The organism is Nocardiopsis sp. EMB25 (genome assembly GCF_026797795.1).
GTDB classification, from domain to species: domain Bacteria; phylum Actinomycetota; class Actinomycetes; order Streptosporangiales; family Streptosporangiaceae; genus Nocardiopsis; species Nocardiopsis lucentensis.
This window is the reverse complement of record NZ_JAMTDN010000001.1, coordinates 2,938,306-2,950,427: the sequence shown is the minus strand read 5'-3', so window position 1 is coordinate 2,950,427 and position 12,122 is coordinate 2,938,306. Positions and strand designations below refer to the sequence as shown.

The following is a 12,122-nucleotide window of genomic DNA, read 5'->3' as shown; positions in this document are numbered from 1 at the left end:
GACCGGGCTCGGACGCAGTAGAGTGCGTTCGCCGTGGACCGCGCGCCCACGGCGAACGCACGGCCGAGGCGAGGAAGGCTCCAGGACACCATGAGCGACAACGGACCGGTGCAGATCAGGTGCCCCGTGCTGAACGTGCGCCGGGTGGACGCCTACTACGCCATCACCGTGGTCGCGCCGGGCGTGGCCGAGCGCTTCCGCTCCGGGCAGTTCGTCACGGTGGGGGTGGGCGGCGACCACTCCAGCACCCTGCTGCGCCGCCCCTTCGCCATCCACGACGTCAAACCCGACTACGGGGGCACCGTCGAGTTCCTGTTCGCCGTGCGGGGGACGGGTACCGCGTGGCTGTCCGAACGAAGATCGCGCGACCTGCTGGACGTGGTCGGACCGTTGGGCCGCCCCTTCCCGTTGCCGCGGGACCCGGTCAACTGCGTGCTCGTGGGCGGCGGGTCGGGCAGCGCCCCGCTGTTCCCGCTCGCCCAGGCCCTGCGCCGGCGGGGCTGCCGGGTGGACTTCGTCCTGGGCGCGGCCTCGTCCGACCGCGTGTTCAGCGCCATCACCGCCCGCCGTGTCGCCGAGACGGCCGTCTTCACCACCGACGACGGGTCCTTCGGCACACGCGGCCAGGTGACCGACGTGCTCGGCCGGGTCATCGAGGAGGCCCGGTCCGACGCGGTGTACGCCTGCGGCCCCATGCCCATGCTGCGCGCGGTCACGGCGGTGGCGGGCGAACACGGCGTGCCCGTCCAGGTCTCGGTGGAGGAGACGATGGCCTGCGGTACGGGGATCTGCATGACCTGCGTGATCCCCGTCGTGGGGGAGGACGGTGTCACCCGCATGGTGCGCTCCTGCGTGGACGGCCCGGTGTTTCGCGGCGAACGGGTGCGCTTCGACGACGTCGGCTCCATCCCCTTCGACGCCCTGGGCGCACCGGGCTGGAAGGGCTCCAAAGCCGCCCGCGCGGCCGAGTCCGCGCGCGACATCGCCTGACCGGCACGCACCTGGAGGGTGGGAACGGTGAACACGGACCTCAGGATCCGGCTCGGCCCGGCCGAGCTGCCCAACCCGGTGGTGACCGCCGCCGGGTGCGCCGGGGCGGGCCGCGAACTGGCGCGCTTCTTCGACATCTCCACGATCGGCGCGGTGACCACCAAGTCGGTGATGCTGGAACCGCACGCGGGACGCCCCGCGCCGCGCATGGCCGAGACGCCCAGCGGGATGCTGAGCACCACCGGCATGCAGGGGCCCGGAGTCGACGTCTTCCTCCAGCGCGACCTTCCCTGGCTGCTCTCCCGAGGCGGACGGGCGATCGTGTCCATCGCCGGAACGGGCATGGGGGAGTTCGGCGAACTGGCTCGACGCGTCTCCGAGGCGGACGGCGTCAGCGCCATCGAGGTCAACCTCGCCTGCCCGGACCCGGCCGACCCGGGCGGACGGTACTTCGTCGACGACCCGGCGAGCGCGGCGGCGGTGGTGAGCACGGTGCGCTCGCACGCCCGTTCGGACGTCCCGGTCCTGGCCAAGCTCTCCGCCGATGTGCCCGACGTCGTGGAACTGGCCACGGCGTGCGTGGAGGCGAGGGCGGACGGACTGTCGATGATCAACACCGTGCGCGGTATGGCGATCGACACCCGCACCCTGCGCCCGGCCGTGGCGGGCGGGATCGGCGGGCTGTCGGGTCCGGCGATCCGCCCGCTCGCGGTGGGCTGTGTCTACCGGGTGCACGAGGCTCTGCCCGATGTGCCGATCGTGGGCATGGGCGGGGTGCGCACGGGCGAGGACGCGGTCGAGTTCATGGCGGCCGGGGCGAGCGCCGTCGCGGTGGGTACGACCAACTTCTCCGATCCGTCCGCGTGTGCGCGTGTGCTCCGGCAGTTCACCGAGGCGCTGGAGGCGCGCGGGGTGGAGCGGGCCGTCGACCTGGTCGGCGCGGCCCACAGATCGGGGGTGGGGGCCTGAGGCCCGGTCTGGACCGGGCGTGGGTGCCCTGACCGGGCTGAACGGCGCTCAGACGGCCTTCTCCGGCCGAACGCGCGTATCCGGCACCCCGATCATCCGATCCGGGAAAAGGGCCGCTCACGGCCGTCTCGACAGCCGTTACGGGGAAGTGACATGGCTGGGGCGCATGAAGTGCCTCATCCGGGGAATCGCACACCTTGGTGTGTGCACATGACAGTGAACGTGCATCGGCTAGTGCTTTCGTAAGCACATTCGTAAGCACAGGTGCAGGTGCTGACACCGACTGTACGGTGTCGGACGAAGAGGGGAAACCGACATGACCGCGCCCACCGCGCCCGCGCCGATCGCCGTCGCGATCGACGCCGACGACATCGAGACCGCCGCCACCTGGGCCTCCGCCGTGGCACCGCACGTGAGCACGGTGAAGGTGGGGTTGGAGCTGTACCTGCGGTACGGCCCCGAGGTGGTCAGCGCGGTACGCGGCGCCAACCGCGTCGGGGTCTTCCTCGACCTGAAGCTGCACGACATCCCGGCGACGGTCGCGGGCGCGGCGCGCAGCGTCGCGGGCCTGCGGCCGTCGATCCTCACGGTGCACGCCAGTGGGGGAGCGGACATGGTCCGGGCGGCGGTGGAGGCCGCGCCGGACACGAGGATCGCCGCCGTGACGGTGCTCACCTCGATGAGTGAGAAGGATCTGGAGCAGGTGGGGCTGCTCGGTCCGGCTCGCGACGCGGTGCGGCGTCTGGCGGCGATGGCGGTGGGCGCCGGGGCCCGTGCCCTGGTGTGCTCGCCGCAGGAGGTGGCCCTGGTGAGGAACGAGGTGGGGTCGGACATCACCCTGATCACGCCGGGCGTGCGCCCGGCGGGGGCGGACAGGGGTGACCAGTCCCGGGTCGCCACCCCGGAGGAGGCCGTCGCGGCCGGAGCGGACCTGCTGGTCGTCGGTCGGCCGATCACCAGGGCGGCGGACCCCGGCGCCGCCGCGGCGGCGATCGCCGCCGCGGTACGGCGCGCCGGGGTCCGTGCCTAGCGGAGCATCGGAGGGAGGTGTGGGCGGGATGTCGCAGTGGTCCCATCACGCGCAGTTGTGGATCACGGACGGTCACCAATTAAGTGTGTCCGAAAACCGAAATTCAAAGCCGACAGTGACCTGCGTCACCCCTCTGTGACCTGCACTGGTGGCACGCTTTTCGGTCTCTTCAACCGGGACCAAGGTCCTGATTTTCGTCTCAGAACGCAATGAAGCTGTAACTCTCAGTAGTTCATTCGATGAAATAGCCGCTGAAGGGCCACTTTGCGTTGCCTAAGGGGGGTCGGACCTACTAACTTGCGCAGGCGTCCGCCCTCTACAAACGAGTAGAAATCCGAGGTGACCCGGCGTGGCCCTTCCTCCCCTCACACCCGAGCAGCGCAGTGCCGCTCTTGAGAAGGCCGCCAAGGCCAGAAAAGAGCGTGCAGAGGTCAAGAACAAGCTCAAGAACGGCGGCATCTCGCTGTCCGAGGTCCTCTCGAACGGCCTCAAGGACGACGTCATCGGCAAGATGAAGGTTTCGGCTCTGCTCGAATCCCTGCCCGGTGTCGGCAAGGTCCGTGCCAAGCAGATCATGGAGCGGCTCAACATCGCTGAGTCCCGCCGTGTCCGCGGCCTGGGAACCAACCAGCGCGCCGCTCTCGAGAGCGAGTTCGGGGACCTGACCAAGTAGTTCCCGTAGTGCACCGGCCCGTCCGCGTCCCCCACAGTCGCGGCGGGAACCGTTCCCCGATCGTGCGGGAGCGGCATCGTGCCACAGTGGTGGCCCAACCCCCGGTGAGGCTTGACCCGCGCCGCGGACGGCGGGCGCTCGGCCCCAGGTCGACGCGTCCTCCGTGCCGCGGCGCGGTGGTATAAATGGAGCTTCCCGCGACCGCGGAGACCTCGAAGGGAAGCCCGATCCACCCATGCCAGACGCGTCCGGAGCCCAGACCAGCCCGCAGGAGAAACGGCTGACCGTCCTGTCCGGTCCCTCCGGTGTGGGGAAGAGCACGGTGGTCGACGCCATCCGCCGCGACCACCCCGACGTGTGGCTCTCGGTGTCGGTGACCACCCGGGCTCCCCGACCCGGTGAGCGTGAGGGCGTCCAGTACCACTTCGTCTCCGACACGGAGTTCGACCGGCTCGTCGCCGACGACGAACTGCTGGAGTGGGCGGAGTTCGCGGGCAACCGCTACGGCACCCCCCGCGCCCCGGTCCGCGACCGGCTGAGCACCGGTGTTCCCGTCCTGCTGGAGATCGAGCTCCAGGGCGCCCGCCAGGTGCGCGCGTCCATGCCCGACGCCCTGCACGTCTTCCTCGCGCCGCCCTCGTGGGAGGAGCTCGTCCGGCGTCTGACCGGCCGCGGCACCGAGTCCGAGGAGGTCGTCCAGCGCAGGCTGGACGCGGCCAGAATCGAGCTCGCCGCGGAGAAGGAGTTCGACACCACGCTGGTCAACACGTCCGTACGGGACGTATGCGACGAGCTGCTAGCGTTGATCAGAGCGCCCAAGGCGTGATACCGCCGTTCGCGGGCGCCCACCTGTCAATCACGTCACGGCTTTCGACGAGCCGGAGACCGTCCCTGGGGGGATACGAAGTGGCTGGTACCGAGCCCGTCGCCGAAGGCATCACCAACCCGCCGATCGACGACCTGCTGGAGTGCGTCGACAGCAAGTACAGCCTGGTCACCATGGCGTCCAAGCGGGCCCGTCAGATCAACGCCTACTACGCTCAGCTCGGCGAGGGCCTGCTGGAGTACGTCGGCCCGCTCGTGGAGACCCACGTCCAGGAGAAGTCCCTGTCCATCGCCCTGCGCGAGGTCAAGTCCGGTCTGCTGACCGCCGAGCCCTACGAGGGCAACTGACGGCGCTTACGCGGCCTCGCGAGCTCGGCCGGGGCTCGACCGTGCCTGTCCGCGACGGCACCTGGTAGAACTCCTTTCGTGAGTGAGACAGAACCCGCCCGCACGCCCCAGGTGGTCCTCGGCGTCGGAGGCGGCATCGCCGCGTACAAGATCTGCGAGCTGCTCCGGCGACTGACCGAGTCCGGTCACCGCGTCCGGGTCGTGCCCACCGTCGACGCGCTCCGCTTCGTGGGAGAGCCCACCTGGGCCGCCCTGTCCGGGCAGCCCGTGGCGACCGCGGTCTGGGACGACGTGCACGAGGTGCCCCACGTGCGCATCGGTCAGTCCGCCGACCTCGTGTTCGTCGCCCCGGCCACCGCCAACATCCTGGCCAAGGCCGCCGCCGGGCTGGCGGACGACCTGCTGACCAACACGCTCCTGACCGCCCGATGCCCGGTGGTGTTCGCCCCGGCGATGCACACCGAGATGTGGGAGCACCCCGCCACCCAGGCCAACGTGGCCACCCTCCGCGCGCGCGGAGCGACCGTTCTGGACCCGGCTGAGGGGCGCCTGACCGGGGCCGACACGGGCAGAGGGCGCCTGCCCGAGCCCGCCGAGCTGTTCGACGCGGCCCGCATGGCCCTACGCGGGGGCGGCGCCGACCTCACCGGCCGGCGCGTGGTGATCTCCGCGGGGGGCACGCGCGAGGCGATCGACCCGGTCCGCTTCATCGGCAACCACTCCTCGGGCAAACAGGGATACGCCCTGGCCCGGACCGCCGCCGCCCGAGGCGCCGAGGTGACGATCGTCGCGGCCAACGTCGCCCTGCCCGATCCCGCCGGGGTCCGCGTCGTCCGAGTGGAGTCCGCGCTCGACCTGTCCGAGACCATGGCCGCCGAGCGAGTCGGGGCCGACGTCGTGGTCATGGCCTCCGCGGTGGCCGACTTCCGCCCCGCCGCCAGTGTCGGGAGCAAGATCAAGAAGTCCGGGGCCGCGCCCGCGCCGATCGAGTTGACAGAGAACCCCGACATTCTCGCCGGACTGGTCGCCTCCCGGGCGGCGGACGGCGGGGAGCAGACCATCGTGGGCTTCGCCGCCGAGACCGACGACGTGCTCGCCCACGGGCGCGCCAAACTGGAGCGCAAGGGCTGCGACCTCCTCGTGGTCAACCAGGTCGGTGGCGGTCGTGCCTTCGGCACCGAGGACAACCAGGCGGTGATCTTCACCTCCGAGGGCGCCGCCGTGGACGTGCCGTTCGGCCCCAAGGAGGACCTGGCGGACCGGGTCTGGGATCTCGTGGCCGAGCGTCTGCCGTAAATCACCACCACGCGGGACTGGATTCCTACCTCCGAGTACGCAACACTTCCTTCGGGAACCCGTGATCTCCCGACCACGGGACTTCCACCCTCATCGGTCCCGTTACAGTGGAGCGACAACCAACCACGCCGGTCGGCCCCGTGCCGCCGGTACATGTCAGCCAGCAGCCGCTGCAAGGAGTCAGGCAACGTGTCCCGCCGCCTTTTCACCTCCGAGTCGGTCACCGAAGGCCATCCCGACAAGATGGCCGACCAGATCAGTGACTCGATCCTCGACGCGATGCTCGCCAACGACCCCACGAGCCGGGTCGCGGTCGAGACGCTGATCACCACCGGTCAGGTCCACATCGCGGGTGAGGTCACCACCCAGACCTACGTCGACATCCCCGCCATCGTGCGTGAGCGGATCCTCCAGATCGGCTACGACTCGTCCGCCAAGGGGTTCGACGGTGACTCCTGCGGGGTCAACGTCTCCATCGACGCGCAGTCCCCGGACATCGCCCAGGGTGTCGACACCGCCTATGAGGCGCGTGTCGAGAACGAGGACGACGCCCTCAACCGGCAGGGCGCGGGTGACCAGGGCCTGATGTTCGGCTACGCCAACCGTGAGACCCCCGAGCTCATGCCGCTGCCGATCAAGCTGGCGCACTCGCTCTCCGAGCGCCTGTCCGAGGTCCGCCGCAACGGCACGGTGCCCTACCTGCGCCCGGACGGCAAGACCCAGGTCACGGTCGAGTACGAGGGCCAGACCCCGGTCCGCCTCGACACGGTCGTCGTCTCCAGCCAGCACGCCGCCGACATCAACCTCGACGAGATGCTCGCCCCGGACGTGCGTGAGCACGTGATCGAGCCGGTCGTGTCCGCCTTCGGCCTGGACGCCGACGACTACCGGCTGCTGGTCAACCCCACCGGCCGTTTCGAGATCGGTGGCCCCATGGGCGACGCCGGTCTGACCGGCCGCAAGATCATCGTGGACACCTACGGCGGCTACGCCCGCCACGGCGGCGGCGCCTTCTCCGGCAAGGACCCGTCGAAGGTGGACCGCTCGGCCGCCTACGCCACGCGCTGGGTCGCCAAGAACATCGTCGCCGCCGAGCTCGCCGAGCGCGCCGAGGTCCAGGTCGCCTACGCCATCGGTAAGGCGCACCCGGTCGGTGTGTTCATCGAGACCTTCGGTACCGAGAAGGTCGCCCCGGAGCTGATCGAGAAGGCGGTCAAGGAGATCTTCGACCTGCGGCCCGCCGCCATCGTGCGCGACCTCGACCTGCTGCGCCCGATCTACGCGAAGACCGCGGCCTACGGCCACTTCGGCCGCGAGCTGCCCGACTTCACGTGGGAGCGGACCGACCGTGCCTCCGCGCTGCGGTCGGCCGTCGGCGCCTAGGATCTCACCGGCGGATCCTCTCCCGAACTAGAAATATCACCCATTGCGACATACTATGTACGCATAGTGATTCTGGTTGTCGGAGGGGGTCCGCCATGTCCGTGTTCACGGCGCTGTCAGCCGGAGGACTCTCGGCCCTCCTGATGGCGCCCGTTCCAGGGGCTGACACACTCCACGTCGTGGTGGAGGCCGCGGTCGAGGCGGAGCCCCTGCGCGAGGGCGACCGGGTCGACCTCACCATCCGGATCCGCAACTCCGGTGGCGAGGCCCTTCCCGAGGCTCAGGTGGTGCAGTTCGTCTCCCCGGCCATGGAGGTCACCTCCACCTCACCCGAGGCCGCCGTCGAGGACGGGCGGATCGTCTGGACCGGGGCCCTGGAAGCCGGGGAACGCGCGGTGCTGACCGCCGTCGGCGAGATCACCGATGTCCCGGACGAGGACCGTTCGGTCACCACCGTGTGCGTGCGCCCCGCTCCCGACGCCACACTGGCGTCGTGCGCCTCGGCGGTCCACATCGTTCGCGGTCCGGTCATCGCTCCGTGGGTCATCGGCGGTGCCGCTCTGACGGCGTTACTGACGGCCGGCGCGATCGGACTCCACCGACGCCTGCGGCGGCCCGCGTCCGCCGCGGAGCGGGAAACGGGAACGGAGGCGGCGGCCGAGGCGGACCAGGGGACCGGCGCGGAACCGAAGGGGACCGCCGATCCCACGCCCGCGAACGTCTACCACCTGGACTCACGCCGCTGACCGACCGTGGTGGCCAGGCCCGGGGGACAGGGCCGGTACGGGGGATGTACCCGTCAGCCGAGCGGTAGCAACACACGGAACAGCGTGCCCTGACCGGGCCCGCTGACCACCTCCAGGACCCCGCCGTGCGCGGACACGACGGCGGCCGAGATCGCCAGTCCCAGTCCCGCGCCCCCCGTGTGGCGCGAGCGGCCCTCGTCCGCCCGGAAGAACCGGTCGAACAGCCGTGCTCGGTCCTGTGCCCGGATCCCGGGCCCCTCGTCGCGTACGCACACCGCGACCACACGGCCCACCCTCGACGGCAGCGCGCCGACCCGGACCGCCTCCTCCGACGGAGTCCACCGATCCGGGTCCTCCAGTACCTCCACCCACACCCGTACGGGGGTTCCGGGCGGCGTGTGCACCTGGGCGTTGCCTATCAGGTTGTCCAGCACCTGCCGCAGGCGTGACCGGTCACCGACCACCCGAACCCCGGGCACCGTCTCCGACGCCACCCGTTCCCCCGTGCCCCCCTCCCGGGCCCGCGCCGCCGCGACCCCCTCCCGCACGAGCTCGGCCAGGTCCACGTCCTCGGCGGCCACCTCCGGCTGCTCGTCGTGGCGGGCCAGCAACAGAAGGCCGTCCACCAACGTCCCCATGCGCTCCGCCTCGGACTCCACGCGCCGCATCCAGTCGTCCACCACCGGATCGGCCGAGACCCGGCCACGCTCCCTCCCCAGTCGGAACAGCTCCGCGAACCCCCGGATCGACGCCAGGGGGGTGCGCAACTCGTGCGATGCGTCGGCCACGAACCGCCGCATCCGCTCCGCCGTGGCCTCCCGCTCCCTCAACGCCTCCGACAGCCTCCCCAACATCGTGTTGAGCGCGGCGCCCAGGCGCGCGGTCTCGGAGGCGGAGCCGTGCCGCCGGTCCTCCGGAACGCGTGCCTCGAAGTCGCCACCCGCGATGGCGTCGGCCGCGCGCTGCATGCGCGTCAACGGGCGCAACTGGACACGGACGATCGCGACCGTGCCCGAGGCCAGGGCCACCAGCACCGCCGTGCCCGCACCGAGCTGCACCCACCTCAGCAGGGCCAACGTCGTGTCCACCCCGGCCAGGGACTGCGCCAGCATCGCGACGGTCCCGTCCGGAGCCGCCCCGACCCTGACCCGCCAGTCGGCGCCACCCTCCGTGTCCGGCAGCTCGAAGACGGACCCGTCAGCCTCTCGCAATTCCTCGGCGGTCAACCCCGACACGTCGGGACCCGAGGGGTCCTCCTCCGTCTGTCCCACACGCCACAGCAGCGTCCCGTCGGAGGCCAGCCGCAACTCCCGCAGATCCGACGGCAGGGCCGGCGGCTCGGCGTGCCCCATGTCCGGCGGCGACTCCTCGCGCGAGACCGACGGGGCCATCATCCGGGCCAGCCGCTCGTCCACCTCCGCCGTCAGCGACTGGCGCAGCAGCACGGACCCGGCCACACCGAACATCGCCATCGCCACCGTGGTGAGCACCAGCACCGACAACACCAGCCGCCCCCACAGGCTCACGGGCAGCAGGCGGCGCGCACGCCGGAACTCAGCCACGGTCACGGCTCCGACGCAGGCTGTACCCCACGCCCCAGACGGTGTGGATCAACGGGGGGCCGTCCACGTCCACCTTGCGCCGTAGGTAGCTGATGTAGGTCTCCACGACCCGGCTGTCGTCGCCGTCCTGGCCCCACACCGTCCGCAGGATCTGCGGCCTGGTCAGCACACGCCCGGCGTTGGCCATGAGGTACCGCAACAGCTCGAACTCGGTGGGGGACAGACGGATCGTCCGCCCGCCCCGGCGCGCCTCATAGGCGTCCTCGTCCAACTCCAGGTCCTCGTACCGCAGGACGCGACCCTCGTCCGGCCGCCCCACCGCTCCCACCCGCCGCAGGATCGCGCGGATCCGGAGGACGACCTCCTCCACGCTGAACGGCTTGGTCACGTAGTCGTCGGCGCCGGCCCGCAGACCCGCCACACGGTCGGTCACCGAGTCCCGCGCGGTCAGGAACAGCACGGGCAGGTCCGGGTGCTCCGCCCGCAGATCGGCGGCGAGCGCGAACCCGTCCCCGTCCGGAAGCATGACGTCCACGACCGCCAGTGCCGGTCCGTGCTCCCGTGCGCTCTCCCGCGCACCCGCCGCGTCCCCGGCCCGGACCGCGGTGAAGCCGTCCAGTTCCAGGGAAGCGGCGAGGAGCTCGCGGATGTTCGGTTCGTCGTCCACGACCAGGACGGTCGGCGGCGGTGTGGAGTCGGGCATGGAGACCTCGGAGCACGTCGATGGGCGCGGGCCCCCGGTTCGGGCCCGGACTCCCCACCATTCTCACCAATACGGGCGGGCCGCGTCCCCTGCCAGGGGACGCGGCCCGCCCGTGTCCGGGAGAAGCGTCAGCTCAGCTCGCTGAGCGCCTTCTCCGCCTCGGCCAGCCAGGAGCGCCGAGCCTGCAACGCGTCCTCGTGCTCCTTGATCCGCCGGGAGTCGCCGCGCTCGCGCGCCTTCTCCAGCTTCGCCTCCAGATCATTGATCGCGGTCGCCAGCTGTTCGACCGTGGCCTGGGCGCGGGCCCGGGCCTCCGGGTTGGTCCGCTCCCACTCGGCGTCCTCCGCGCGGCGCACGGAGTCCTCGATCTGGCGGAAGGCGCCCTCCAGCTGGTCACGCACGTCGCGTGGCAGCTCTCCTGCCTCCTCCCACGCCTCCTGGAAGTCGCGCAGGCGCGCGCGGGCCCGGCGGGGGTCGGAGATCGTGGGGATCTCGTCCTTGGCCTCCGCCAGGATCCGCTCCTTGGCCTCGGCGTTGACGCGCAGTTCGGCGTCACGCTCAGCGAAGACCGCGTTGCGCGCGTCGAAGAACCGGTCCTGGGCCGTCTTGAACCGTGCCCACAGCCGGTCCTCGCTGGCCCGGTCCGCGCGTCCGCTGCTCTTCCACTGCTGCATCAGGTCGCGGTAGGCGCGGGCCGTGGGGCCCCAGTCCTGCGAGTCGGACAGGGCCTCGGCCTCGGCGACGATGCGCTCCTTGACCGCGCGCACCTCCTCGCGCTGCTGGTCGAGGTTGGCGAAGTAGGCCTTGCGCCGCTTGGAGAACGAGTTGCGCGCCGCCGACATGCGCTTCCACAGCGCCTGCTCGGTGGGCCGGTCGGCGCGCGGGGCCTTCTTCCACTCCTCGATGAGCTGGAGCATCCGCTCACCGCCGGACTTCCAGTGCGTCGTCTCCACCGCGACCCGTTCGGCCTCGGCGACGATGCGCTCCTTGATCTCGCGGGCGTGCCCGCGCGCCTGCTCCTGCGCGTGCTTCTGCTCGACCTTGCGCTCCTCGGCGCGTCCGGCGAGCGCGTCGAGCCGCCGGGTGAGGGCGTCCAGGTCACCGACCGCGTGCGCCTCGCTGACCTGGGAGCGCAGCTTGTCGATGCTGGACATCGCCGACGACGCGGACAGGTCGGTGCTGCGGAGCCGCTTCTCCAGCAGCTCCACCTGGGTGACCAGCGCGTCGTACTTCTGGCGGAAGAAGGCCAGGGCCTCCTCCGGGGCCCCCGCCTGCCACGATCCGACGACCCGCTCGCCTTCGCTCGTGCGCACGTAGACCGTGCCGTCGTCGTCTACGCGGCCCCAAGGGTCCGTGGTCACCGTGTCCTCCTGCTGTCATGAGCCCGGCCGTAGGCGGGTTCGGGTCGTCGCGGCGTCCCGCACCTGTTCGTGATGGGTACCACCGTGCTCAGCACGATATCCATACGATTGGGCGGGCATCGACGCGCCGTGGTTCACTCTTGCGCAGATCACCGTGTCTGCGGCGGCGCCCTCGTGCGTCTGGCCGGGCCGGGGACCCGCCGTGGAGAGGCGCTGGTCGGCGGACGCGGCGCACA

At 71.2% G+C, this 12,122-nt stretch carries 12 protein-coding genes; 9 read left to right on the top strand and 3 right to left on the bottom strand.

Annotated features, from left to right (window positions below):
- Positions 1–90: 90 nt before the first annotated feature.
- From KIK06_RS12665 to KIK06_RS12625, 9 genes are all read left to right on the top strand, one after another.
- A complete protein-coding gene (locus KIK06_RS12665) occupies positions 91–990 on the top strand; it encodes a dihydroorotate dehydrogenase electron transfer subunit (RefSeq protein ID WP_017599989.1) in 900 nt (299 codons plus the stop codon).
- A gap of 27 nt (positions 991–1,017) precedes the next feature.
- Positions 1,018–1,959 (top strand): dihydroorotate dehydrogenase, encoded by a 942-nt coding sequence (locus KIK06_RS12660; protein ID WP_268643289.1) that lies wholly within the window; start codon positions 1,018–1,020, stop codon positions 1,957–1,959.
- Between the two features lie 316 nt (positions 1,960–2,275).
- A complete protein-coding gene (gene pyrF, locus KIK06_RS12655) occupies positions 2,276–2,989 on the top strand; it encodes an orotidine-5'-phosphate decarboxylase (protein ID WP_268643288.1) in 714 nt (237 codons plus the stop codon).
- Between the two features lie 349 nt (positions 2,990–3,338).
- Complete coding sequence (gene mihF, locus KIK06_RS12650) at positions 3,339–3,662, top strand: integration host factor, actinobacterial type (RefSeq protein WP_017546565.1); 324 nt, start codon at positions 3,339–3,341, stop codon at positions 3,660–3,662.
- 235 nt (positions 3,663–3,897) lie between these two features.
- The gene (gene gmk, locus KIK06_RS12645) at positions 3,898–4,488 is read left to right on the top strand and encodes a guanylate kinase (protein WP_268643287.1); all 591 of its coding nucleotides are present in this window, start codon (positions 3,898–3,900) and stop codon (positions 4,486–4,488) included.
- Positions 4,489–4,568: 80 nt separating this feature from the next.
- A complete protein-coding gene (rpoZ, locus tag KIK06_RS12640; RefSeq protein ID WP_268643286.1) occupies positions 4,569–4,835 on the top strand; it encodes a DNA-directed RNA polymerase subunit omega in 267 nt (88 codons plus the stop codon).
- A 111-nt stretch (positions 4,836–4,946) separates the two neighbouring features.
- A complete protein-coding gene (coaBC, locus tag KIK06_RS12635; protein WP_268645954.1) occupies positions 4,947–6,131 on the top strand; it encodes a bifunctional phosphopantothenoylcysteine decarboxylase/phosphopantothenate--cysteine ligase CoaBC in 1,185 nt (394 codons plus the stop codon).
- Between the two features lie 189 nt (positions 6,132–6,320).
- Positions 6,321–7,514, top strand: coding sequence for a methionine adenosyltransferase (metK, locus tag KIK06_RS12630; protein ID WP_268643285.1), 1,194 nt, complete (start codon positions 6,321–6,323; stop codon positions 7,512–7,514).
- Between the two features lie 95 nt (positions 7,515–7,609).
- A complete protein-coding gene (locus KIK06_RS12625) occupies positions 7,610–8,260 on the top strand; it encodes a hypothetical protein (RefSeq protein ID WP_268643284.1) in 651 nt (216 codons plus the stop codon).
- Between the two features lie 53 nt (positions 8,261–8,313).
- On the opposite strand, the gene KIK06_RS12620 is transcribed toward KIK06_RS12625, so the two are convergent.
- The 3 genes from KIK06_RS12620 to KIK06_RS12610 form a co-directional block, all read right to left on the bottom strand.
- Entirely contained in the window at positions 8,314–9,822 is a 1,509-nt protein-coding gene (locus tag KIK06_RS12620) for a sensor histidine kinase (protein WP_268643283.1), read from the bottom strand.
- Positions 9,815–10,525: a response regulator transcription factor gene (locus KIK06_RS12615; RefSeq protein ID WP_268643282.1), complete on the bottom strand. Its 711-nt coding sequence runs from the start codon at positions 10,523–10,525 to the stop codon at positions 9,815–9,817. The genes KIK06_RS12620 and KIK06_RS12615 overlap by 8 nt, the downstream gene beginning before the upstream one ends.
- A gap of 128 nt (positions 10,526–10,653) precedes the next feature.
- Positions 10,654–11,886, bottom strand: a complete 1,233-nt coding sequence (locus KIK06_RS12610) for a DUF349 domain-containing protein (protein WP_017599979.1) — start codon at positions 11,884–11,886, stop codon at positions 10,654–10,656.
- Between the last annotated feature and the right edge of the window lie 236 nt (positions 11,887–12,122).

Coding starts and splice junctions, on each gene's coding strand:
- KIK06_RS12665 (WP_017599989.1), top strand. CDS start 91: ATGAGCGACAACGGACCGGTGCAGATCAGGTGCCCCGTGCTGAACGTG.
- pyrF (WP_268643288.1), top strand. CDS start 2,276: ATGACCGCGCCCACCGCGCCCGCGCCGATCGCCGTCGCGATCGACGCC.
- gmk (WP_268643287.1), top strand. CDS start 3,898: ATGCCAGACGCGTCCGGAGCCCAGACCAGCCCGCAGGAGAAACGGCTG.
- KIK06_RS12625 (WP_268643284.1), top strand. CDS start 7,610: ATGTCCGTGTTCACGGCGCTGTCAGCCGGAGGACTCTCGGCCCTCCTG.
- KIK06_RS12615 (WP_268643282.1), bottom strand. CDS start 10,525: ATGCCCGACTCCACACCGCCGCCGACCGTCCTGGTCGTGGACGACGAA.